Source organism: Bradyrhizobium sp. (genome assembly GCF_027451485.1).
Taxonomy (GTDB): domain Bacteria; phylum Pseudomonadota; class Alphaproteobacteria; order Rhizobiales; family Xanthobacteraceae; genus Bradyrhizobium.
In genome coordinates this window covers 1-23,031 of the sequence record NZ_DAIDJE010000159.1, presented here as the reverse complement: position 1 = coordinate 23,031, position 23,031 = coordinate 1, and the positions used below count along the sequence as shown (strand labels likewise).

The 23,031-nt window shown below is 62.6% G+C and carries 25 protein-coding genes; 11 read left to right on the top strand and 14 right to left on the bottom strand.

What is annotated here, in order from left to right:
• Window positions 1–91: 91 nt before the first annotated feature.
• Genes NEZ08_RS19800 through NEZ08_RS19790 form a run of 3 tightly spaced genes read left to right on the top strand, consistent with a single transcriptional unit; the run spans window position 92 to window position 4,980 of the window.
• Complete coding sequence (locus tag NEZ08_RS19800) at window positions 92–1,081, top strand: efflux RND transporter periplasmic adaptor subunit (RefSeq protein ID WP_298110631.1); 990 nt, start codon at window positions 92–94, stop codon at window positions 1,079–1,081.
• Window positions 1,068–3,851, top strand: a complete 2,784-nt coding sequence (rbbA, locus tag NEZ08_RS19795) for a ribosome-associated ATPase/putative transporter RbbA (RefSeq protein WP_298110628.1) — start codon at window positions 1,068–1,070, stop codon at window positions 3,849–3,851. The genes NEZ08_RS19800 and rbbA overlap by 14 nt, the downstream gene beginning before the upstream one ends.
• A gap of 1 nt (window position 3,852) precedes the next feature.
• Entirely contained in the window at window positions 3,853–4,980 is a 1,128-nt protein-coding gene (locus NEZ08_RS19790; protein ID WP_298110627.1) for an ABC transporter permease, read from the top strand.
• Between the two features lie 9 nt (window positions 4,981–4,989).
• Here NEZ08_RS19790 and NEZ08_RS19785 read toward each other — a convergent pair whose 3' ends face one another.
• Window positions 4,990–5,661: a DsbA family protein gene (locus NEZ08_RS19785; RefSeq protein WP_298110624.1), complete on the bottom strand. Its 672-nt coding sequence runs from the start codon at window positions 5,659–5,661 to the stop codon at window positions 4,990–4,992.
• 299 nt (window positions 5,662–5,960) lie between these two features.
• On the opposite strand from NEZ08_RS19785, the gene NEZ08_RS19780 reads away from it, so the two are divergent.
• Complete coding sequence (locus NEZ08_RS19780) at window positions 5,961–6,449, top strand: hypothetical protein (protein WP_298110622.1); 489 nt, start codon at window positions 5,961–5,963, stop codon at window positions 6,447–6,449.
• Window positions 6,450–6,603: 154 nt separating this feature from the next.
• Here the strand turns inward: NEZ08_RS19780 and NEZ08_RS19775 are convergent, their stop codons facing one another.
• The 8 genes from NEZ08_RS19775 to NEZ08_RS19740 form a co-directional block, all read right to left on the bottom strand.
• On the bottom strand, window positions 6,604–6,933 hold the full coding sequence (locus NEZ08_RS19775) for a hypothetical protein (protein WP_298110619.1): 330 nt from the start codon (window positions 6,931–6,933) through the stop codon (window positions 6,604–6,606).
• An 89-nt stretch (window positions 6,934–7,022) separates the two neighbouring features.
• Window positions 7,023–8,012 carry an ABC transporter permease gene (locus NEZ08_RS19770; RefSeq protein ID WP_298110616.1) on the bottom strand — a complete coding sequence of 330 codons (990 nt, stop codon included), beginning with the start codon at window positions 8,010–8,012 and terminating at the stop codon, window positions 7,023–7,025.
• Window positions 8,012–9,007: an ABC transporter permease gene (locus tag NEZ08_RS19765; RefSeq protein WP_298110614.1), complete on the bottom strand. Its 996-nt coding sequence runs from the start codon at window positions 9,005–9,007 to the stop codon at window positions 8,012–8,014. Before NEZ08_RS19765 ends, NEZ08_RS19770 begins: the two co-directional genes overlap by 1 nt.
• Complete coding sequence (locus NEZ08_RS19760; protein ID WP_298110612.1) at window positions 8,997–10,529, bottom strand: sugar ABC transporter ATP-binding protein; 1,533 nt, start codon at window positions 10,527–10,529, stop codon at window positions 8,997–8,999. The genes NEZ08_RS19765 and NEZ08_RS19760 overlap by 11 nt, the downstream gene beginning before the upstream one ends.
• A complete protein-coding gene (locus NEZ08_RS19755; protein ID WP_298110609.1) occupies window positions 10,526–11,632 on the bottom strand; it encodes a sugar ABC transporter substrate-binding protein in 1,107 nt (368 codons plus the stop codon). The genes NEZ08_RS19760 and NEZ08_RS19755 overlap by 4 nt, the downstream gene beginning before the upstream one ends.
• A gap of 799 nt (window positions 11,633–12,431) precedes the next feature.
• On the bottom strand, window positions 12,432–13,358 hold the full coding sequence (locus tag NEZ08_RS19750) for a cytochrome c oxidase assembly protein (protein ID WP_298110607.1): 927 nt from the start codon (window positions 13,356–13,358) through the stop codon (window positions 12,432–12,434).
• Between the two features lie 296 nt (window positions 13,359–13,654).
• Window positions 13,655–13,951, bottom strand: a complete 297-nt coding sequence (locus tag NEZ08_RS19745; protein ID WP_298110604.1) for a hypothetical protein — start codon at window positions 13,949–13,951, stop codon at window positions 13,655–13,657.
• A 44-nt stretch (window positions 13,952–13,995) separates the two neighbouring features.
• Window positions 13,996–14,577: a septation protein IspZ gene (locus NEZ08_RS19740; protein ID WP_298110602.1), complete on the bottom strand. Its 582-nt coding sequence runs from the start codon at window positions 14,575–14,577 to the stop codon at window positions 13,996–13,998.
• A 198-nt stretch (window positions 14,578–14,775) separates the two neighbouring features.
• On the opposite strand from NEZ08_RS19740, the gene NEZ08_RS19735 reads away from it, so the two are divergent.
• Window positions 14,776–15,504, top strand: a complete 729-nt coding sequence (locus tag NEZ08_RS19735; protein ID WP_298110599.1) for a TetR/AcrR family transcriptional regulator — start codon at window positions 14,776–14,778, stop codon at window positions 15,502–15,504.
• 318 nt (window positions 15,505–15,822) lie between these two features.
• On the top strand, window positions 15,823–16,602 hold the full coding sequence (locus NEZ08_RS19730; protein WP_298110594.1) for an SET domain-containing protein: 780 nt from the start codon (window positions 15,823–15,825) through the stop codon (window positions 16,600–16,602).
• A gap of 33 nt (window positions 16,603–16,635) precedes the next feature.
• Here the strand turns inward: NEZ08_RS19730 and NEZ08_RS19725 are convergent, their stop codons facing one another.
• On the bottom strand, window positions 16,636–17,064 hold the full coding sequence (locus NEZ08_RS19725; RefSeq protein ID WP_298110591.1) for an Rrf2 family transcriptional regulator: 429 nt from the start codon (window positions 17,062–17,064) through the stop codon (window positions 16,636–16,638).
• A 116-nt stretch (window positions 17,065–17,180) separates the two neighbouring features.
• Here NEZ08_RS19725 and NEZ08_RS19720 point away from each other — a divergent pair, with 116 nt between their 5' ends.
• Window positions 17,181–17,639 (top strand): group III truncated hemoglobin, encoded by a 459-nt coding sequence (locus tag NEZ08_RS19720; RefSeq protein ID WP_298110589.1) that lies wholly within the window; start codon window positions 17,181–17,183, stop codon window positions 17,637–17,639.
• On the top strand, window positions 17,636–17,770 hold the full coding sequence (locus NEZ08_RS19715) for a hypothetical protein (protein WP_298110586.1): 135 nt from the start codon (window positions 17,636–17,638) through the stop codon (window positions 17,768–17,770). Before NEZ08_RS19720 ends, NEZ08_RS19715 begins: the two co-directional genes overlap by 4 nt.
• Before the next feature lie 40 nt (window positions 17,771–17,810).
• Here NEZ08_RS19715 and NEZ08_RS19710 read toward each other — a convergent pair whose 3' ends face one another.
• On the bottom strand, window positions 17,811–18,206 hold the full coding sequence (locus NEZ08_RS19710; RefSeq protein WP_298110584.1) for a hypothetical protein: 396 nt from the start codon (window positions 18,204–18,206) through the stop codon (window positions 17,811–17,813).
• Window positions 18,207–18,355: 149 nt separating this feature from the next.
• Between NEZ08_RS19710 and NEZ08_RS19705 the strand changes: the two genes are divergently transcribed.
• The 3 genes from NEZ08_RS19705 to NEZ08_RS19695 all read left to right on the top strand — a co-directional run bounded on the left by NEZ08_RS19705 (window position 18,356) and on the right by NEZ08_RS19695 (window position 20,715).
• Window positions 18,356–19,177, top strand: a complete 822-nt coding sequence (locus tag NEZ08_RS19705) for a helix-turn-helix transcriptional regulator (RefSeq protein ID WP_298110634.1) — start codon at window positions 18,356–18,358, stop codon at window positions 19,175–19,177.
• A gap of 228 nt (window positions 19,178–19,405) precedes the next feature.
• Window positions 19,406–20,071 carry a DsbA family oxidoreductase gene (locus NEZ08_RS19700; RefSeq protein WP_298110582.1) on the top strand — a complete coding sequence of 222 codons (666 nt, stop codon included), beginning with the start codon at window positions 19,406–19,408 and terminating at the stop codon, window positions 20,069–20,071.
• A gap of 197 nt (window positions 20,072–20,268) precedes the next feature.
• Window positions 20,269–20,715, top strand: a complete 447-nt coding sequence (locus NEZ08_RS19695; RefSeq protein ID WP_298110580.1) for a flagellar basal body rod C-terminal domain-containing protein — start codon at window positions 20,269–20,271, stop codon at window positions 20,713–20,715.
• A gap of 25 nt (window positions 20,716–20,740) precedes the next feature.
• Here NEZ08_RS19695 and NEZ08_RS19690 read toward each other — a convergent pair whose 3' ends face one another.
• From NEZ08_RS19690 to NEZ08_RS19680, 3 genes are all read right to left on the bottom strand, one after another.
• A complete protein-coding gene (locus NEZ08_RS19690) occupies window positions 20,741–22,000 on the bottom strand; it encodes a GNAT family N-acetyltransferase (protein WP_298110578.1) in 1,260 nt (419 codons plus the stop codon).
• 181 nt (window positions 22,001–22,181) lie between these two features.
• Window positions 22,182–22,592, bottom strand: coding sequence for a hypothetical protein (locus tag NEZ08_RS19685; protein ID WP_298110576.1), 411 nt, complete (start codon window positions 22,590–22,592; stop codon window positions 22,182–22,184).
• A 64-nt stretch (window positions 22,593–22,656) separates the two neighbouring features.
• Window positions 22,657–23,031, bottom strand: a 375-nt coding sequence (locus tag NEZ08_RS19680; protein ID WP_298110575.1) for a PaaI family thioesterase, incomplete at its 5' end; no start/stop codon positions are given.

Sequence of the window (23,031 nt, the reverse complement as noted above, 5' to 3'; positions counted from 1 at the left end):
GTCAGCTGTCCTTGTTGACCTAACTCAAAGCCGCTCCGGGCAGGTCAGCATATTGGGACCGTTGATCTAAACGAAGTCGAGAGAGCCTAACATGCGCGGCCCCACTGTGCTTGCCATCGGCGCTGTGCTGACGCTCGCTGTCGGCGGATATCTTTACTGGAGAAACATGATGGCCACGCAAACCCCCGAAGGGCTTGCGATTGCCAACGGCCGGATCGAAGTCACGCGCGTCGATATCTCTTCCAAGCTCGCCGGGCGGGTGGCGCAAGTCCGCGTCAATGAGGGCGACACCGTACAGAAGGGCGAGCTGATCGCGGAGCTCGACACTGCCGAACTGCGGGCGCAACTCGCTGGCGCGAAGGCGACGGTCCAGCGTGCCGCTGCCGCGATCGCACGCGCCGAAGCCGAAGTCGCTATCCGCAAGGCGGAGTATGATCTCGCTGAAGTCGAAATGCAGCGCGCGGTGCATCTTGAGCAGACGTCTTCCGGAACCAAGGCCGATCTCGATCGCCGCCGGGCGCAGAGCCTCGTCACCGCCGCGCAAATCCAGGGATCGCGGGCCGCAGTGGGCGAGGCCAAGGCGGCCAAGGAGATTGCGGATGCTCAGGTTATGCAAATTCAGGCGATGCTCGATGATTCGGAGTTGCACACGCCCGTCTCCGGCCGAGTTGAATACAAGCTGGTTCAGGCCGGCGAAGTGGTTGCTGCCGGCGGTCGCCTGGTCTCCATGCTCGATCTCTCCGACGTCTACATGACCGTTTTTCTGCCGACCGGCGACAGCGGCCGCGTTGCACTGGGCTCAGAGGCGCGCATCGTGCTCGACTCGGTTCCAAATGCGGTTTTTCCCGCGACCGTTTCATTCGTTGCCGCGGAAGCGCAATTCACGCCGAAGACGGTCGAGACGCAGAACGAGAGGCAGAAGCTGATGTATCGTGTCAAGCTCGCCATTGATCCAAAGCTGCTCGAGCGCTACCGCGATTATGTCAAGCCTGGCCTGACCGGCAACGCCTATGTCCAGGTGAAACCGGATGCGGTTTGGCCCGCGCGGCTTTCGCTTCGGCTGCCCAATGTCGTCGGCTGAATCCCTTGCGGTTGCGGTTAGCGACGTCGCCTATCGCTACGGCGCGGTGAGCGCGCTTGCCGACATCAGCCTGTCGATCCCTGCCGGGAGCGCGACCGCGCTGGTCGGACCGGATGGCGTCGGCAAATCCACCCTGCTGGCGCTGGTTGCCGGCGTCCGCCGGCTGCAATCCGGCAGCATTCGCACGTTGGGCGGCGATATTGGCTCGCGAACGCACCGCGACGACATCATGGCGCGCATCGCCTATATGCCGCAGGGCCTCGGGCGCAATCTCTATCCGAGCCTCTCGGTCGCGGAGAACGTCGACTACTTCGGGCGCCTGTTTGGCCAGTCGGCGAGCGAGCGGGCGGCGCGCATCACTCAGTTGCTCCGCGCGACCGGCCTTGCGCCGTTCCCCGACAGGCCGGCCGGCAAACTCTCAGGCGGCATGAAGCAGAAGCTGTCGCTGTGCTGCACGCTGATCCACGATCCCGACCTGCTTATCCTCGACGAGCCGACTACCGGGATCGATCCGCTGTCGCGGCGCCAATTCTGGCAGCTGATCGACGGCATTCGCGCGCAGCGCCCGTCGCTGACGGTGCTGGTCTCTACCGCCTATATGGAGGAGGCGGAACGGTTCGATCAGGTGGTCGCCATCGATGGTGGTCACGTGCTGGCGCAAGGCACGCCTTCCGAGCTGTTGGCGAGGACCGGCACCGAACATTTCGAGCAGGCTTATGTCGCGCTGCACGGCAATGGCGGTCCGGCTGATACGCACCTTCCACCGTTGCGTCCGAGCGCCGACGGCAAGCCGGCCATCGCTGCCGAAGGCCTGACGCGCCGGTTCGGCGACTTCGTCGCCGTCGATCACGTCAGCTTCAGCATTCGACGCGGCGAAATCTTTGGTTTTCTCGGTTCGAACGGCTGCGGCAAGACCACCACCATGAAAATGCTGACGGGGCTGCTCGACATCAGCGAAGGACACGCCGAACTATTAGGGCGGCAGGTTGAAGCGGGCGACCTCACCACGCGCTTGCGCGTCGGCTATATGTCGCAAGGCTTCTCTCTCTATGAAGAGTTGACGGTCCGGGACAATCTCGCGCTGCATGCCCGCCTGTACCGCATCCTGGAAGCGGACGTGAAGCCGCGGGTCGGCGAAACGCTCAAGCGTTTCGGCTTGCTCGAAGTGGCGGACAAGAAGCCCGCGGCCCTGCCATTGGGAATGCGGCAGCGGTTGCAGCTTGCGGCCGCCTGCCTGCATCGTCCCGAAATCATGATCCTCGACGAGCCGACCTCCGGGGTCGACCCCGCCGCGCGCGACATGTTCTGGCGCCTGCTGGGCGAATTGTCCCGGCGCGACGGCGTTACCATCTTCGTATCGACGCATTTCATGAACGAGGCCGAGCGGTGCGATCGCGTTTCACTGATGCACGCCGGCAAGGTGCTTGCCGTCGGCACGCCGGCAGAGCTGCGGCGGACCAAGGACACGCCCAGCCTGGAAGATGCTTTCGTCGCGTATCTCGAGGAAGCCGAGCGCGACGCGGCGGTGGAGGGGGGCGATCGGCCCTCCGTCCCGACCACGCCTGCGGGCACGGCGGTCCAAACGCCGCGGGAAGCGGTCTTGGTGGCGGACCGCTCGCTTCGCAAGGCGGGCACGGGTCTGCAGGCTTCGCTGCTTCGCATGTGGGCGTTCAGCTACCGTGAGATGCGCGAATTGTTGCGGGATTGGGTGCGGCTGAGCTTTGCACTGCTCGGGCCCCTGTTGCTGCTGCTCACCTTCGGCTACGGCATCACCTTCGATGTGGAGAATCTTTCCTTTGCCGTGCTCGACCGCGACCATAGCGCCGACAGCCGGCGACTGATCGAAAGTTTCGCCGCATCTCGCTATTTCCGCCAGAGGGCGCCACTGCTCAGCGAGTTGGAGCTCGACCGCCGCTTGCGCGCCGGCGATCTGCGCCTGGTGATCGATATCCCGCCGGGCTACGGCCGCGAACTGGTCGCTGGCCGCCGGCCGGAGGTTGCCTTCTTTATTGATGGCGCCACGCCGTTTCGGGCCGAAACCACGCGCAATTACGTTGATGGGATCGTGCTCTCCTATGTGGAGGATCTGGCGCGTCGCGCCCATGGCTCGGCGTCGGATCTGGTGGCGGCTTCGGTCGAGCCGCGCTTTCGCTACAATCAGGACTTCCGCAGCGTGTTCGCGCTCACGCCAGGACTGATCATGATTTTCATGGTTCTGTTCTCGTCCATGCTCGCCGCGCTCGGCGTGGTGCGCGAGCGCGAGCTGGGATCGATCACCAATTTCTATGCCTCGCCGGCGACAGTCGCCGAATTCCTGCTCGGCAAGCAGCTACCCTACATCGCTTTTGGCTTCGCGAGCTTCGTCAGCCTGCTGGTGCTGGCGGGGCTGGCCTTCGGCGTAATCGTCAAGGGTTCGCTGCTGGCGCTTGCATCGGGAGGGCTGCTCTATGTCTTCGCCGCCACCGCATTCGGTATCCTCGTTTCCGTGTTCGTGCGGACCCAGGCCGCAGCGATCGTGGCGACCGCAATTCTGAGCACCGTTCCGGCCATCAATTTTTCGGGCTATCTCTATCCGGCCGCCGCGTTGCAGGGCAGCGGGCGTTTCATCGGCATGGGCTTCCCCTCACTCTGGTTCCAGAACATCAGTCTCGGCGCCATCACAAAGGCCCGCGGCCTCGCCGATCTCTATCCCAACCATCTCATCCTGCTCGGCTTCGGCCTTGCTTATCTGGTGGCGGCGAGCCTGTTGCTGCGCAAACAGGACGGCTGACATGGTCCGCTGGCTCTCCAACGTGTTCCGTCTCGGCGTCAAGGAGCTGGCGAGCCTTGCCAGCGACATGGTGCTCGCCTTCTTTGTCGTGTATTCGTTCTCGTTCAGCATTTACAGCGAAGCAACCGGCATCACCACGGACGTGACCGATGCGCCGATCGCCATCGTCGATTCCGACCACTCGGCGCTGTCCACCCGCATCTTCGATGCGCTGTTGCAACCTTACTTCCGCCGTCCCGTCCTGATCGATCGCTCTGCCGTCGACCCGCTGATGGACGAAGGCCGTTATCCGTTCATCCTGGACATCCCACCGCATTTCGAGGCGGATGTGCTGCGCGGACGCGATCCGGCGGTGCAACTCAACATCGACGCCACTGCCATGACGCAGGCGGCGGTCGGCGGCGGTTACGTGTCCTCGATCATGCAGCAGGAGACGACGAATTATCTGCATTCCCGCGGCATCGAGCGTCAACTGCCGGTGCAAAGCGTCGAACGGGCTCTTTTCAATCCGAACCTGGAGGGCGTCTGGTACAACGCGATCGATGCCCTCATGCAGAATCTCACGATGCTGACAATTCTCCTGGTCGGTGCCGCGGTCATCCGCGAGCGCGAACGCGGCACGATCGAGCACCTGCTGGTGATGCCTGTTCGCGCCCACGAGATCGCCGCCGGAAAGATCTGGGCCAACGCGCTGGTGGTGATCGTTTTCGGAACGCTCTCCCTGGTCATCGTCATCGAGAACATCCTCCATGTGCCGATCGAAGGCTCGATCCCGCTGTTCGTCGCAGGGATGGCGATTTACCTCTACGCCATCGCCTCGCTTGGAATTCTGCTCGGGACCGTTGCCAACACCATGCCGCAGTTTGCGCTGCTCGCGATGCCGGTCTTTCTTACACTGAATATGCTGTCGGGCGGACCATCGCCGCTCGAAGCCATGCCCGAGCCGCTCCAGGTCGCGATGCAGATTTCACCAGCCATGCACTTTACGAAGTTCACGCAAGCGGTGTTGTGCCGGGGCGCCGGTTTCGAACTGGTCTGGCCGCATCTGGTCGTGCTTTTCGGGCTCGGAGCGATCTTCCTGGCACTGGCACTTGCCCGCTTCCGGAGCATGCTGGCGCGGGTGCAATAGTTCCGCGCTTTAGCACCAGGACAGTTGGCCCGGTGAAGCCTCCAGCAGTTCGCGAATGTTTGCCTCGATGATCCGGTAGCCGACGTTGCCCGTCAGGCGCTGCCGTCCTTCGTTGAAGAGAAGTGTCGGGCTTGCCGCGATCGATTGAGCGCGGGCCAGTTCGAGATCGTCGGCCAGAGCCGCGTGCGCAGCGCCTGTCGCAACGGCATCCCTGATCTCGGCGGCAGGCAATCCAATCGATTCCACGATATCGAGGAGAACCTTGGCTTGCGAGATGTCGCGACCGTGACGGAAGAAGGCGTCGCGAAACGCCCAGGCGGCGCGATCGCTGGAGCCGGGCGCGCACCTGGCGGCGGTTTGCACATCGCGTATCGCGCATAGCCAGAGATGCGCCGGCATGGATGACTTTGGTACATCGGCTTGCCACGTCCGCTCATGAAGCTCGACGTGACCGAATTTCTCGACGACCTCGCGCACGTGCTGCCGGTAGGCAGAGAGCCCGCCGCGCTGCTTCCAGGCAGTATCCATTTTGGAAGAGACGTTGCCGAATACATGGAAGTAGCGGCACTCGATCTCGACTGCATCCTTGAAGTTGGCCTTCAACTCGTCCATGCGGATCTGCGAGACATACGCCCACACGCACAACGCGTCCGTAAAATAACTGATCTTGACTGGATTCATCGCGGGCTCACCCTGTGCGCATGAAGACGATCGAGAACAGCACGATACCCGGTCAGCCGGGCTTTGCATTTTGACGCCGATCAAATCAACGGCAATAAACGACGCCATTCGGGCAGGCAAGGCGTTGTATAAGCGCGGATATGTCGGCGCCTACACAAGGCGCCGCTCTTTCGCCCGACGTGATGGCGAGCGTCATGCAATCGATCTTAAGATTTATTTTAGCCCGCCTGGCCATGGAAACGCCGCGTCCGAGCAGCCACGTGTTTGAAGTCGATATCAATGGAGTGAGGGAGAGTCTCATGAGGAAGAAGCTTCTCGCAGGTGCGGCGGCGTTAGCCTTAATGACCGGAATGACAACGAGCGCAATGGCCTTCGGCCATGGCGGTGGTGGCGGCTTCCATGGCGGTGGCGGCGGCTTCCACGGCGGTGGCGGTTTCCACGGTGGCGGATTTGGTGGATTCCATGGCGGAGGCCTTGGCGCCTTTCACGGCGGCGGCTTCCGTGGTGGCGTCATGCACGGCGGCAATTTCGCCGGTATGCGAGGCTTCCATAACTGGCGTCACGGCGGGTGGGGCGGACGGCATTTTGCCGGCGGCTATGGCCGGTACGGCGGCTGGGGTTACGGCGGTTGGGGTTACGGCGGCCCGTACTATGACTATGACGACGGCATTGGCATCGGTCTCGGAGTGCTAGGTCTCGGCGTGGGACTGGCCGGCGGATACGACGATTGCTCACCCTACGACTACAACTATGGCTATTGCGCGCCGGGTTTTGCTTTCGGCTGGTAAATTGGTCGGAGCCGATCGGACGATACGAAAAGGGGGCTGCCGGCTCATGGTGGCCCTTTTTTCTTCTTGATGCGGTGTCATTTGCCGACGCAAGCAGGCATCCTCATCAGCACTTCGGCCGACGATGGTGTCCAAACAAAAGTCGCAGCGAACCTCAACTCGCTGAAACAGGTTGCACTTGCCAAAGCGTCACGTAGTTCATGATCGGCCGCTCGAACGTCGCGCCCTTGGCGACATACGGTTTGCCGGCATCCAGCATTGGCTGGAATCGATCCAACTGCTTCGCTCCGTCCAGATCGGCCCATAGACTTACATTCGAGAGAGATGAGGTCGTCTCATCTGCACCGACGTAAAATGCCAGCAATCCAGGCATCGACTCGATCCCAGGGCGCAGCACCTTTTCGTCATCGATCATCATTTTCCGCATTTCAGCAAACCTGTCCGGCGGACATCGGAGAATAGAGACCCTGACGATTGGCGGCATCGGAAATCTCCTCTTTTCAGCTTAGAAGGATGCGTTTCGCGCGAGAAGCGTTCGTCGCGGCCTTCGCTGAGCGGGCTCGAAGGGCGAAATTATTCCTGCTTCTCCTCGCGCCCATAGAGCAGGAGGAGAATAAGAATGACGACGCCATAGATGATGTTGCGGCCATAGTCCGGCATGTTCATGGCCAGGAGCACGCTGACCAGTGCGACCAGCGTGACGGCACCGGCAGTCGTGCCGAGATAGTGGCCACGACCGCCAAGCACGTAGACCCCGCCTATGACGACCGCCGCAATCGACTGGAATAGATAGGGGTCTCCCATTCCGAGTGAGGCCTGGCCGCCGAAACCGACCAGCAGAATGCCGGTGAGGGCGGCGAAGAATCCGCTCAGCGCATAGAGAAGCACGGTGCTGAGGCGAACGTTGATTCCGGCGAGATAACTCGCTTTCGCGTTGTTGCCGATGGCATAGGTCTTGCGGCCGAATGTCGTGAGGCTCAGCACGAAGGAGACGATGGCGATGACGACGATCCAGAGGATAAGAGCCGTCGGGAAGCCGAACAGGCTGCCGTGGACGGCGTCCTGGACGACTGGCGGTGCGTAGGATGCGCAGGAGTCGCAGGTCATGCCGCCGCTCAGCCCGAGCGTCAGCCCTTCCATGATCCCGTTCATGGCAAGCGTCACGACGACGGCAGGCACCCCGAGGTAGGCGATGATGACGCCATTGACGAGGCCGGCCGCGGCTCCCATGGCGAGCGTGATCAGAACGGCATAGACTGCCCGCCCATCCTCGCCGAGTGAACTCGTCACGAGAAGGATGGCGGCCGCGTTCAGGACCCAGGGGACTGAGAGGTCGATGCCGCCGATCAACACGACGAAGGTTTGCCCCGCTGCGACCAGGCCGACGAACGAGGCGACGGTCAGGATGGCAGCGATGCTGTCGAGCCGCGCGAAGCCCGGGTGGACGATCTCACCAGCCGCGAACACCAGGACGGCGGCGAGATAGACATAGACGATCCTGCGGACGTCCCTGGTGAGGCCGATGCGGTCGCGGAACTGCGCCAGGGCTGTCTTGCCGGCCATCACGACCTCCGCCGCATAAGACGGCTTATCAAGGCGCCGAGGACGACGGCGATGACAAGGAACAGTCCCTCATAAAACGACTGGTAGAGCGGATCGATGTTGGAGAAGAACAGGATGTTGACGATCATCGTCGTCACAAACGCCCCGGCGATGACGCCGATTCCGCTGCCGCGGCCGCCGAACAGGTTCATGCCGCCGAGGACGACGGCGACGATCGAACTCAACGTGAAGCCGTTGCCGGTTGTCGCGTCGCCGGCCGTCGCCGTTGCGGCAAGGAACAGACCGGCCGCACCTGACATGAGCCCGCTGAGGGTGAACGCGGCAACTTGAGCGCGCACGGTGTCGATGCCGTTCGCCCGCGCCGCCTGCTCGTCATTTCCGAGCGCAAAGATCGCGACGCCCAACGAGCTTCGGCGAAACGCGTACCAGATCAGGGCGACGACGAGCACATAGACGAGTGCGCTCGGACCGTTGGGATTCACCAGGACCGACGAATAGACCGGCGGGATCGAGCCGCCCGGCTGCGGCAGAACGCGGATCGCCAGTCCCTGATAAATCGACAGCGTTGCCAGGGTGACGAGGATCGGCTGCAGGCGGCCGATAGCGACGAGCAGCCCGTTAACGAGACCGAGCGCGGCGCCGATCGCCAGGATGATCAGGCTCCAGCCGACCATGCTGCCGACGGTGTCCTTGATATGCACTGCCGCCAGAGCGTTCGCGAGATCCATTACGCCGCCGACGGAAAGATCGAGGCCGCGGGTGACAACGACAAAGGCCTGTCCCATGCCGCAAAGCACGAGCGACATCGTGTTGTTGACGGTCGACGTCAGTTCAAACATGCCGGGCAGTGCCGCCTGCTCGACCCAATAGACGGCACAGTAAAGAACGACGGCCATGACGAGCATCGCGAGCGCCAGCACGAGCCCGACGTTTTGACCCAGGAAATGGCTGAGCCGGCCTGTCCTACGGCGCTCGATTGCTGCTTCAGTCGACAAGGCTTGTCGCCTCTCTGACGGCAGCCGAAACGATGTCTTCTGCCGTGATGCCGGGCCCCTCCAGCTCGGCGGCGACATGTCCCTCGCGCATGACGAGAACGCGGTGGGACAGATGCGCCAGTTCCTCTGCGTCGCTGGAGTAGAAGAGCACGCCGCGGCCCTCGCGGACGAGGCTTGTCATGAGTTCGTAGATTTCGTGCTTGGTGGCGACGTCGACGCCGCGCGTGACGTCGTAGAGGAGCAGGATATGCGAATCTGCGAGCAGCCAGCGCGCCAGCAGCACCTTCTGCTGGTTGCCGCCGCTGAGCTGCTGGACCGGATTGCGCAAGCCGGGCGTCCTGATCTTGAGTTTGCTGACCATATTACGCGCAGCCCGTCCCTCGCGGTTACGGCTGATGATGCCAAGCGCGGACAGCTGCGGCAGGATAGCCAGCGTCAGGTTGGTGCCGACGGACATCGGCAGGATCAGGCCTTCCGTCTTGCGGTCCTCCGGAACGAGCGCAATGCCGAGGCCGATCGCATCGCGGGGGCTGGAAATCCTGACCCTGCGTCCATTCACGAGGATTTCCCCGCCCGAGATCGGTGCTGCGCCAAACAGCGAGAAAAAAAGCTCGCGATGACCATGCCCGGCCAGCCCGCCCACGCCGAGGATCTCGCCGGCACGAAGCGTCAGCGATAATTCGGAAACGCCCGGGCCGGTCAGACCGCGCACCTGCAGCAAGGGCCGTGCAGCTTCAAGCGGGGGGCGCTCGGGATAGAACGCATCGACCTGCTGGCCGGTCATCAGCGTCACGGCCCGGGTCTCATCGATCTCGGCGAAGGTGCCAAGCTCTCCGCCGTTGCGGAAGATGGTGATCCGGTCTGCGACGTCCGTGATCTCGTTCCAGCGGTGTGACGTGAAGATGATGCACTTGTTGCCGCGGCGCAGGTCTCGGATGAGGCCGAAGAGCCACTTGACCTCGTTCTCCCCGAGCGAGGACGTCGGTTCGTCGAGCAGCAGCACGTCAGGATCCTGGACGATCACCCGAACGATCTCGACGATCTGGCGCTGGGCCAGCGACAGGTCCTCAACCAGCGCGCGCGGATCGATGTGGTGAATGCCGAGGCCGGCGAGGACGGCGTCGGCTTGTTCGGCCATGCGGGCGCGGTCGATCAGGCGTAACGTCCCGCGCGGCTCGCGGCGGATCAGCAGATTCTCGGCCACCGTCATCCAGGGCAGCAGCGTCAGCTCCTGGAACACGGTCCAGACGCCGTGGCCATGCGCGGCGTCCGGGCTAGCGATTTGGACGTTCGCGCCCGCCAGACGCACTTGCCCGGCGTCCGGGCGCAGCCGTCCGCCAAGGATCTTGATCAGCGTGCTCTTGCCCGCGCCATTCTCTCCGACCAGCGCGTGCACCTCGCCGCGGCTTGCGGAGAACGAGGCGCCGGCCAAAGCCTGCACCCCGCCGAAGGCCTTGGACAGCTTGATGCCTTCGATCGCCGGAGCGATGGGCCCGCTGGTGGCGGAAGGCCCTGCGCTCATGCCGAGGGAAGGTTCACGTTGAGTTCACCCGGGCACGGCTTTCCGTCCGTGGCCGCCTCCACACACAGTTTCACCGTCGCGTTGGGGCCGCTGTCGGTGAAATCGGTAAAGAAACTGTCGGGAAGTTTTTCGAACACGGTTTCGCCCTGCTTGACCGTATCGTTTGTCACGAACGGGAAGGGAATCGTGATGTCCTTTTTCGGGTACTTCTTGTCGAGGATGCGCCGCGCCAGCTCCAACGAGATGACGGACAGGAAAGGCGGCTGGCCGATGGAAAGGCCGTCAACCTTGTGGTCCATATAGCCGAGCATGAACTTGCGGAATCCATTTTCCGCTTCGCCCGCCGTCGGCGGCAGAGGGCGTTTGGCGGAGATGAAAGCCTTCAGCACGCCGTCGGTCCCTCCCTGGCACCAGATGCCGTCGATCTGCGGCAGCGACGGCAGGATCGAGGCGGTGTTCCTTTCGGCGGTCGCCGAGTCCCACATGCCGGTATAGCGGTTGACGACCTTGATGTCCGGGTGTTGTGCCCACACCGCATCGGCGCCCTTGTTGCGATCCTCGTCGACGGTCGTGCCAGCGACGCCCGTGACCATGATGACGTTGCCTTTGCCGTTCAGCTTTTTCACGAGAAATTCAGCGAGCTGCCTGCCGAACGCAACCTGGTCGGTGTTCACCTTCAGCGCCGAAGGCGCCGTCACCACGTTGTCGAACGAGACGACGAGGATACCGCGCTCGCTCGCTTGCGTCAGGATGCCGTTGAGCCCTGTCGGGGAGGCCGCGTTGACCACGATCGCATCGACCTTCTTGGCGATCAGGTTCGAAATCTGCTGCGACTGCTTGCTGACGTCATTGCCCGAATTGAACCACGAACCCTCAACCTGCGACTTGAAGGGCTCCATCTGGAGAGCGGCCTTGAACACGTTCTCCATTTCGATGCGCCACTTGTTTCCGATAAAGGAATTTGAAAGCGCGATCTTGAATTTCTTCTCCGGAGCTGCCGATGCCAACCGCGGCGACAGCAGCACACCGCCCGCCGCCCCGGCGCCGAGAAGACCCGCCGCGCCGAGGCCGAGAGCCTCGCGTCTGGTGAACCGTCCAGTCATTGTTCTCTCCCTTTTTGCGTTCGCTCGATTTTTTTCTGTCGTGAAAGCTTGCCCGGGGCGGTCGTCTGCTTCGAGGGTCGCTTCCCCGCTGTCATGCACTCCCGATAAAGTCGCGCGTCTCGTCGCAAGCGTTGATCGGCGCGCAAAATAATCCTGAGGGGACCGTCGCCAACCGGATGATTTGACGAAAAGAGCGAGGGCTCGCTTGCCGATGACAGCGCAATTCTGCGCCCAATCCGGAATGGGCGCTACCCCCCAAAAAGGCTGCGATCTCGCAGGAACAAATCTCGCGCTGCGAATTCGCCTGCACGGCCAGCCTTGCTTCCGGCTGGAGGCGATTGGCGGCCACGTCGCGTGAGCCTGATATCCCGACGCTGTTATCAAGTTCTTGAGAAGCTAACGCTTCTTGGGAATGACGGAGACAACAAAGTCGGTCTGCGATCCGGTCTCCGGAACGAGCACGAAGGAAACCGTTGAAACCGCTCGCGCATAAAATGCCGGTGTTGGCGGGTGACCCCGTGGTGATTTACTCGTGTGCTTTCTAACTTGCACAGGGGGCGGGTGCATTGGCGCCTGGCTTTCCCTGCGCTCTCCGATCGAGAGGAGCCGGAGTTACAGATCCGAAGCCCCGCGCAAAGGCGGCGGGGTCGCATTATCATGCGCCCCAAGGGAAGGCTCTGTTTGACATTTGAATTGCGGTGCTTGTCTTGCTCTCCTCCAGAAGGGGAGAGCAGAGAGGCGCCACACACTTTACGTGAACGCGGCCCTTCGGGTCCGTATGGCGCTTCGGGTGCCTGCTTCAGTATTCTCCGCCTGCCACAGTGGCCTTCGAACCGGAGCGGGCGTTGTGATCTTGGCTGATCTTTTGCAGGTAAGCGACGAGGTCGCGGCGAGACGGAGCGTCAAGCACGCGCACTGGCATGCGTGCGCCGGGCACAAATTTCTTCGGGTCGGCCAGCCACTGGTCCAGACTGTCATTGGACCAGACGAAAGCGGCGCTCTTGAGCGCATCCGAATAATGATAGCCGGCAGCCGAGCCGGCCTTGCGGCCGAACACGCCTCCCAGCATGGGACCGGTCTTGTTGCTGTCCATGGCGTGGCAGGCGGCGCAACGTTCGCCGAAAAGCTGCTCGCCGTGAATTGCATCCGGCGCGGCGTTGGGCTCAAAGCGCGAAAGATTCTTGGCCTCATCGGGATTGGCCGAGCGCAACAACGTGTAGCTGAGCGTGATCGTGTCGATGTGAGCGTTGTCGGAATCCTTGCCAAACGCCGGATCGACATAGAACACGACGGGCATTTCGACCTTCTGATGCGGGTCGAGACGCTCCTCGTTGAAGCAGAAGCATTGAATCTTGTTGAAATAGATACCGCTGGTCGCCGGCGTGACATTGAAGGTCGCGTGGGCGACCATCGACTCGTCACTGAGATTCTCGGCCGTGAAGAATACCAGCTTTTGCTCGCCGAGATGGACGTTTACCGAGCGCTGCTCCGGTTCGAACCGCCATGGCAGGCCTGGTGCCACGTTGCTGTCGAACGCAACCGTCACAGTCTTGTCGGAGGTGGCGGCCGGATCGGAATATGCCCGCTGCGTCGTGCCGCCGTATCCGGTCGCGCCACAGAAGGCGCGATAGAGCTCCGGCGAGTAGGCGACGACACCTGCCATGACGCCGAGTACGACGAGGCAGGGCAGAAGAACGTTCAGGTTTTTGCGGTAGCGCGGCTTCATCTCCACTCCCGAAACACTGGGCGCCCCGTCAGCCGGCGCGATGCAAACCGGCGCGGCTTGGTCGTCATCCTGGTGGTCCTTTGATTCTCACATTCGCAAAAATGCCTGCTGGGAAGGATGCGAATGTCAGAATCGGACCACTAGCAGATATCAGCCGTCTTTGGCGGTGCTTGACGCGCTTGTGATCTCCTGCGGCATGACCCTGCACCGGACGCGGCGTGCACGAAGTGGTGCGCTGCCGATCGGGGCCCGGTGCGCTACTTCGTGGCGCGCCGGGTGCGGGACACGAGTGGACGTTACGCCCGCTTTCCCGTGAACGGGAAACTGCCCATCGGGCCGATGCCCATTTCGCCGGAAATGCTGTCGCCGGAGACCTTGCCGGTGAATTCGAGGGTCAGCGGCATTGGGTTGGTAATGGAGACTTTCCAGGAAAGATCGTCGCCATTGGCCTTGCCGTCGAAAATCTCAGCGGAATTGCCTTCGGCCGCCTGCGTGCCCGTGAGCGTGCCGCCCGTGCTTTTCAGGCTCAGCGTTGCCTCGCGGTCGCCCATTGGAGTCGTCATGGTGATGTTCCAGTTTCCGTCCACGGCCATTCGATTGGTCTCCCGCTGTCTTTGCAAAGCCGCCACGGTATAGCTCATCTGTTGGCGGGAAGCGAACCCTCAGGTGCTGGCGGCGCCATCCGCAGGCGGCTGGCGAGCAGGACGCGAAAAGAGACATATTGAATAGCGAAGGCCGCGATTTTCGCGCCGACGGCGACAAAGGACACGTAAATCGCCCAGAGCTTGATATCGCCGGTCAGTGCGACCGCAATGGTGCCGAGCCCAAGCGCGAACATCAGCGCCGCCCAGGAAAAACCGGCGATGGTGACATATTCCGGGATCGTCCTGGCCACGATCGGCGGCACATAGCGCAGCATCCAGCCGCGCTTGAGCATGATGGCGCCGATCGCGAAGTGAGCGATGGAAGGCTTGGCCAGCACAAAGCGGGGATCGTCGGTGAGGAGCGTAGCGGTGCCGAGCACGATGACGAGCCCAAGGCTTGCCCAGGTCATGAAGCCGAGATCGCTGCCCTTCATGCGGGCGCGGATCACCTGGCCAATTGCGCCGGCAATGCCGATCGCAGTCGCAAGCGCGACGTTGCCGGTTACGAAATAGATCGCGGCGAACAGAATGGTGGACAGAAAATCGGTGCCGAGCCTGAAGAAGACGTCCTTCATGGCGGTTTCCTTCGATCGTTGCCGTCAGCGAACTTCGCCTGCGACGCCGCGCGGGCCAGGTATGTCCGCCGGCGGCCAGGGAACAACATCTTGACGGGGTCTCAATCTTTACGATGTAAAGATATCATTGAATCTGATTATGGCGCGTGTCAAGCATAATCTTTACAGTGTAAACATCGGGACTTATATGTTTCGCCAATGAGAGCCAGGGCTGCATCAAGCACGCAATCATCCCGAAGGCAGGCGCGGCACGCGGGAGCGGCGCGTCCGACGCCCGCGAAGGGCGCATCGAGGGCGCAGGTCTCGGGCGAAAGCGCGCCCTACCACCATGGCGCGCTGCACGCCGCCCTGTTGGAGGCGGCGGAGCGATTGCTCGAGCGTGACGGGCTTTCCGGCCTGACACTGCGCGCGGTGGCGCGCGAAGCCGGCGTGTCCCATGCCGCGCCCACGCATCATTTCGGCGATCTCACAGGGCTCGTCAGCGAGCTCGCTGCAATCGGCTTCCGGCAATTCAACGCCGCCATGGCCGCTGCCGATTCCGCGGCCGGCTCGGCAAGGGAGAAGACGCTGGCGCGCGCCAGGGCCTACGTCGCCTACGCGCAGGCGCATCCGGCGATGTATGGCCTGATGTTTCATACCGAGCGGCTCGACATGACCAGACCGGCGCTCCATGAGGCGGCGAAGGCCGCTTTCGCCGGACTTGCGGGGACGATCGGCGCCCAGCGGCACGAGGCGATCGAGACGAGCGCGTTGTCGCTCGAACAGGCAGCGGCGATTGCGCGGGCCTGGTCGCTGGTGCATGGCTTCACCGTGCTGCTGCTCGATGGCAGGCTTGGTGACATCCTGGACAAGCTGCCCAAAGGTACTGACGTGATGGCGCTGCTCGATGCCTTGCTCACGACATCGGTGACTCGGCCACCGTGCTAGTGGAGCGAAATTGGCATTCGCTACACACCCGGCCCGCGAGTTCGCAAAGCGAATGTCAAATCCTAAACTCCACAGGAAACATATATTTGCTAATTGTCCTTTGATTCCAACATTCGCAAAGTGCCTGCCGGGAAGAGATGCGAATGTTGGAATTGGACCGCTCGTCTCGGATCCGCTTCAGCGGAACCTGCCTTCCCGTCGCAAGTTGGGGAAATCCATGTCGGTGTCGCGAAAGGCCTGACATTTGCATGGAATCGTCCTAGAACACGTCACCTTGCGATCCCCTCGCTTCAGCCGAGCTGCAGTTGCCCCATCGTCATGCCTGATATTTCGTCGAAGAAACCCTATCGCATCGGCCGTTCCCGTACCGGGCTGGGCCTCTTCGCCACCAGAAGGATCAAGAAGGGTACCAAGATCATCCGCTATTTCGGGCCGTTACTGGATTCCAGAAAGAAAAAGGATGATGCGGTCGAGAACAAATATCTGTTCGAGCTGAACAATCGCTGGACCATCGATGGTTCGGTGCGCAAGAACATCGCCCGCTACATCAACCATGCCTGCAGGCCGAACGCGGAAAGCGACGTCCGCCCGCGCAAACGCAAGGTCTTCATTCGCGCGATCAAGAACATCGAGCCGGGCGAGGAGATCAACTACGATTACGGTACCGATTATTTCAAAGCCTATCTGAAGCCGATCGGCTGCAAATGCGACGCTTGCGAGAAAAAGCGCAAGAAGAAGCGTGCCGAGGCGCGGGCCGAACGCGCGCGGCTGAAAGCCAAAGCCGAGCGGAAGGCCAGGAAAGAGGCGGAGAAAGAAGCGGCCAGGCGCGCCAGGGCCAGGAAGGCTAAAGAGAAAGCCAAAGCAAAGAGCAAGGCAAAAGCCGAACTCAAGCCCGATCGCAAACGCAAGCTCGACAGCAAATCCAAGGCGCCCGCGGTGCGCGTCAAGGCCGGCAGGGCAACGAAACGCAAGGTCGCCGGCGGAGTTCGCCGCAACGATGGAATTTCCGCCCGGCACGCTCGCCCGAAATCCGCCGCCACTCTCGCGGTGATGCCGCAGGCGGCGAGTACCGATGAGGCTCAACAGGCGTCGGCGTGACGCAGCCGAGCGGGGCCTGATTGCGCCGTTTCATCATGCCGCAGGTTTTTGGCGCGGCCGCGCCGGGTAGGCGCATTCGGCAAGCGTCGTCCCGTCGAGCTCGCGCATAAAGGCTTCACGGGCCGCAGCGAGCCGTGCTTTCAGGCGGCAGCGAGGCGTGAGGGCGCAATCACCTCCATCTTCCCTGAAGCATTCGACCAGGGCGCTCGGACCTTCAAGCGCGCGGACGACTTCGCCAAGCGTGATCGATTGCGGCGGCCGCGCGAGGCCGAATCCGCCGCGGGCGCCGCGCTGGGTCGCGATGAAACCGCCATCGGCAAGATCGCCAACCACCTTGGCGAGGTGATTGCGGGAAATCCCAAACTCCGCCGCGATCTCGCTGGTGGCGAAGATCCGCTCCGGCTCGCCGGCGAGCCGCATCAGCGCGCGCAGCGCGAAATCCGTGAATGATGTCAGACGCATGGCAGCCTCTCAAAATCCAATCTCTGAAAACCGGCGCGGCCCTTTGCAAACCATCTTTAGCCTGTTAAATAGGTATTTGAAATACCGAATTAGCCTCCTTGTTCCACGGAGAGTTCATGACGCCAGCAGAACGGCGCGAACAGATCGTCGCCGACATTACGGCTCGGACGGGCATCACCGAGGCGATGATCGAACGGCTGGTGCGCAGCTTTTACGAGCGGGTCCGCGCTGACGAGATGCTGGGCCCGATATTCGATGCGCGCATTCGCGATTGGGAACCGCACTTGCAGCAGATGTGCGCGTTCTGGTCGTCGGTCGCGCTGATGTCCGGCCGCTACCATGGCGCGCCGATGCCTAAGCATCTGCCGCTTCCGGTCGACGCGACGCATTTCGACCGCTGGCTGGCGCTATTCGAGGCGACCGCCGCGGAAGTCTGTCCACCCGAAGCTGCCGCGCATTTCCTCGAGCGCGCGCACCGGATCGCGGCAAGTCTTGAACTCGGCGTTGCCGGCGCAAACGGCGTGCTGCTCGGTCTCGGCGAACGATATCGGCGTAAAGAGGAAGTTGCTCGATGAACAACCACAGCAAGCTCGTGACCGAGAAAAGTGCCGCCAGTCCCTTTTCCGGCAGCAGCCTTGTGCCGATGCTGGTGGCAGGGCTGTTGTTGACGTTCGTCGGGATGATCGCGGCCGTGATGTTGAGCTAGGCATTCACTGCCGCGATCATTGCATGACCTTGAGGCGTCCTCAGGCGGCGACCATTCCGCTGCTCCGGCGCAGACCGATATATTGCAACTCCGCCAAAGTACCGGTCGCGATGGCTTGACCGGCGACAGCGGCTTCCCCGAGCAGGCTCGGCGACACGGCGCCGCTGAACAGAAGCGCGATACTGGCGAGCGTCCACGCCGCATTGCCGGCGATCACGACCGCGACCAGGATCCTGGGTAGCGACTGCCGCGTGCTCATCCAGCCGACCACAGCCGCATAGGCGATCAGGAAAAGCCCGGTTTCGCGGAGCAGCGCCTCGGGGAGATTGAACAGCGGCGCCAGTTCACCGGCGCCAAGGCTGAAAATCACGGCGCCGGCGCCGCTGAAGACGGTATCAGCCTGTAGCGCGCGGCGCAGGAAAAGGGATGGGATCATCGTGGTTCTCCTTTGGCTTGCGGAAGATGGATCGGACCGCCGGGATGACGTGTCATCTCCTCCGCAAGCAAGGATGATCGGCGGCGCGCCGCAATTCCATTACGTAGAAGGTAATGGAAGGTGAGACCCGACGTGTTACTTTCACCGGCATGAGTTCCGAGACTGCGACAAGCTACGCCGACCGCATCGCGCCGCGCCATGTCGGCGAACATCTGCGTCAATGGCGGCAGCGGCGGCGCTTGAGCCAGCTTGATCTGGCCGGAGACGCCGAGATTTCGACCCGCCATTTGAGCTTTGTGGAGACGGGTCGCGCGGCGCCTTCGCGCGACATGGTGCTCAAGCTCGCCGAACGCCTCAACGTGCCTCTGCGGGAGCGTAACATGCTGTTGATCGCGGCGGGCTTTGCGCCCGCCTTTCCGCAACGCGCGCTGGACGATCCGGCGCTGAAATCAGCCCGCGCCGCGATTGATCTGGTACTGCGCGCGCATGAGCCGAGTCCTGCGCTCGCCTATGACCGGCACTGGAATCTGGTTTCGGCCAACCGCATGGTGATGCCGTTGCTGGCCGGTGTGCCGCCGAAGTTGCTCGCCCCGCCGGTCAACATTCTAAGGCTCGCCTTCCATCCCGAAGCCCTGGCGGGACATACCGTCAATGTCGCCGAATGGTGCGGGCATCTGCTGGAGCGGCTTCACCGGCAATGCGAGGCGACCGCCGATCCCGGGCTGATCAAGCTTTACGACGAGTTGAAAACCTATCCTATCCAGGCGCGATCGGCGCCACTGCCGCCCGACAACGTCGCCATCCCGTTCAAGCTGCGGTTCGGCGGCGATGTCCTGAGCTTCATGTCCGCGACGATGATCTTCGGCACGCCGGTCGACGTTACCTTGTCGGAATTGGCTCTGGAGACGTTCTTTCCAGCCGACGAAGTGACGGCCGATCGCATGCGAAAGCTGGCGGCTGATCTGCCCTAGTGCCCACTTTCCGAAGTTCGTGTTACGCCTCAGCACCCACTTTCACGGACTTCGGAAAGTCCTGGGCACGAGCCAACTTATTGATTCTGGTACCGCCTCATCGATCCGAAGTCCCTGATCGAATTCGCCGCTTGGGGTGCAGGGACTTCAGATCAGCGGTACCAGGCGCCTTGTGTGGCGCCGCGCGGCGGCCTATCTCTCGGCGATCATCCGAAAGGAGGGCGCCCCATGAGCACCCCGAAGCCGCTTCGACTGGATATCGTCTCCGACGTCGTCTGCCCCTGGTGCTACATCGGCAAGCGCCGCATCGAGAATGCGCTCAAGCAGGTGACGGATGTGCCGGTCGAGGTGCATTGGCGTCCGTTCTTTCTCAATCCCTGGGTGCCGCGCGAGGGCATCAGCCGCGAGGATTATCTCACCACCAAGTTCGGTTCGGTCGAAGCCTATAAGGGCATCGCAGGCCGCGTCGTCGCTGCGGCCGGCGAGGAAGGTCTGACCTATCGGCCGGACCTCGTAAAGCGGCAACCGAATACGATCGATTGCCATCGCCTGATTCATTGGGCGGACGCAGTCGGCAAGGCGGCCGATATGAAGCAGCGGCTGATGGAGCTTTATTTCCGCGACGGCGGCGATCTTACCGACATCAACGTTCTGGTTCAGGCCGCGGCCGAATGCGGAACGAATGCGGAAGAGACACGCCGGCGCCTTGCCACCGACGAAGATGTCGCGTTGATTTCGGCGCAGGCCGAGGAAGCCGCGAGCAAGGGCATTTCCGGCGTGCCGACTTATGTCTTCGCCCAGAAATACGCGGTCTCGGGCGCGCAACCACCGGAGCAACTCGCTCGCGCCATCCGCCAGGTTTCGGCCGAAATCAACGCTGAGGCGGCGGAGTAGTGGGGACTCTCCCGTGTCCCCGGCGCGGCTCGGCGGGAACATTGCGGCGCAGAGCCGGGCCCTGCTCGTCAACCGACATAGGCAAATCAGCGCACCGCAAGCGCGACACGATGGGTTACTGCACCGACAATGCGAAGCGTCGCATTTTACGGACGGCGTGAAGAACCGGGTATGGTTTGTCCGCTAGACGTGAGTGAATGAGCACACTCTCGATCGCTACATCCGGACTCTCCGCCGCGAGCTTGCGTCTCGATGTGACCGCAAGCAACGTCGCCAATGCTCTCACGACCGGTCCCTTGCCTGCGGACTATGGCTCGAACACGTCCGGCGGCGCCGGCAATTCGAACGGCAGCTCCGGTCTTTCGGCCTATGTGCCGTTGCAGGTCAACCAGGTCGACCAGGCGAGCGGCTCAACGGCTGGCGGCACGTCCGCGACCGTGTCGGCGGTTTCGCCGAGCTTCGTGCCGCAATATGACCCAAGCTCTCCTTTCGCCAACCAGGACGGCCTGGTCGCCGCGCCGAACGTCGATCTCGCGACCCAGTTCGTTCAACTGCTCACCGCGAAGTACAGCTTCGCGGCCAACGCCAAGGTCATCCAGACTTACGCTGACATGACGAAATCGCTGCTCGATATCAAGGCGTGATTGCCGGCCGGTGGTTTGGTTCTCTCTACCGATTTCGCACAAGATGCACCGCACGCCGTGCCATTTCGCGCAACCCATGCCGCAGTTGCATCGCCGCACGGATGGCCGAGACGACTGGATCGTTGTGCCGTAGCGGAAGAATGATGTCGCCGATCCGCAGGCGTCCGCGCCAGATCGGGTTGATCATCGGATGATGGGCGCTGGCGGTCGAGTCGGCGGTGACGAGCACCGCATCGGCGCAAAGATGCCGGGTCAGTTCCAGCGTGAGCTGAACGCCGGGTGAGAATTTCGCAAAGCGCTCGTCGATGCCTAGCTTGAAATAGAATGCACGGTCCTGGTGGCGAAGCACGATCGCCGCCGCCACCGGCGTCTCGCCGGCACGCATCGTTACGATTTCGCACTGGGCGGTTTCAGCAAGGCCGCGCGTCGCACGCCGGATGAAATTCAGATCGCCTTCATGCTGCCGGAGCGCCGTGCCGCGCTCGCCCTTCCAGCCGCTGGCTTCCAGGTCGAGGAAAATTTCGATCGCGCGAGCGACGTCGTCAACGCTGTGCGCGACCTCGAACCGCACGACGCCGTGCTTTTCGGCCAGCCGATTGCGTTGGCGGCGCAGTTCCTTGAGCTTCTTGGCACTCAGCGCGTCATCCAATACGTCATCGGCCGGCCGCCGCGCGTCAAGGCTGGCGCGCAGGTGTGAATGAAGGACGATCGGCCGCAAGCCCTCCTGGCGCAGCACCCGGGTGAACGTTTTCATCGCTGCACCGTTGAGCGGCACATCGCGCAGGATCAGCGCGCGGGCGCCGGCGGCTCGGGCCACACTCATCAGCTGCCTGACCGCTTCCTCGGCATGGCTGCGGTCGAGCAACGGCGTGCAGAGCGTGCCGTAGGGGCTGGCGCTCACCAAGGCGGGCAGGGGGATTTTGCAGGCTCGCCAGAGCGACACCACCGGGAGCAGGCCTATCAGCCGCGGCGGTTCATCTTGCCGCGGTTGGGAGGGCGCGAGCTCATTTGCTGAGGCATCGTGACGCGCGCAGAGTGCGAATGCGCCGGTTCGACCGCGCGCCGAGGCGTTTACCGCCAGTTCCCACGCCGGCAGATAGTAACCGTTTGGTTCGATGGTGCGCTCTGCGAGGCCATGCCATTCCTCAACCGAAACGGCCGCTAACGGCGCAAATCCGGACCGCTGCGAATGCGATACCGACAAAACAGCGGTGTGTGCGCGTCGGTCCGCGCCATCGCCAGGCGATGGGCGAGATAGGCCGGCGATGTCAGCCATTTCAGCCACGTTTCTCGCGTCCCCGTCGCAAGGCCTGTCGGCCTCAAGCCTCGTCAGCGTGTCTTTCCAGGCTGCAACGCTAGCGACAAGTTCGCAAAAACGCCGTTGGCGGGTGCTTCAATTTGGTCTTTATCGTTAATCGGGCATTGACGACGCGCTTGCGCGTGGTCCTGCGTTTCAGGGCTCGGGCTCAGATCGGCCGATAGGACTGGGTATCGCAGCCGTCCTCAGGCAACGCGCGCCGACGATCGATGATGACGCCGTCGTCGATCGAGATCCGATAGGTTTCCTCGCCCAGCGGTTTTCCGTTGGCCGATGTCAATTCAGCCCTTACGCAGGCCGTCCAGCCCCGTCCGCGAAGTTCTGGATGCGCCTCGGAGACCCTGACATTCTGCGGATTGGACTGGGCCGTGAACACCGAATCCAGTTTTTCGTGCACCATCTTGCCGACATCAGGCGCCCGCGCGAGCGGCGGCGGATCGGCAGGCTTGGCGCGCAGGAAACCCGGCAGCGGCAGTGGTGTCCGGCTGTCGGCCAGACCGCAATCGGCCAGCGCAAGTGCCGAAACAGCGAGCGCGATTGACAAAGCGAGGCGTCGCATCAGTCCTCTTAGTTTCCGGCCGGGCCGGATCGCGGTTCAAGTTTCGTGCGTCGGCGAGAAGCGCTCACAACATCGCAAACGCGCTCGATACCATCGCCACCGGTTTGTTATCAGCGCTGCTCGACAGCGTGACACGGCCAAAACTCATGGTTCGTCCGAGCCGGACCACCCGCGCATCGGCGGTCACGTCGGACTGTGCGACCGGTCGCATGAAGTGGGTGGTCTGGTCGACCGTTGTCATCGGGCGATAGCCGCGGTTCGCGGCAAGAACGGCGATCACCATGGCGGTGTCGGCAAGCGCCATCAGCGCCTGGCCGCAGACGATGCCGCCGTGCCGGCACAGCCGCTCCGAGAAGGGCATGCGCAGGACGGCGCCGGGCTGCCAGTCGGCAGGTGCATTCGCCGGCGGAGCGTATTCGAAGCCGACAACCGACAGGTC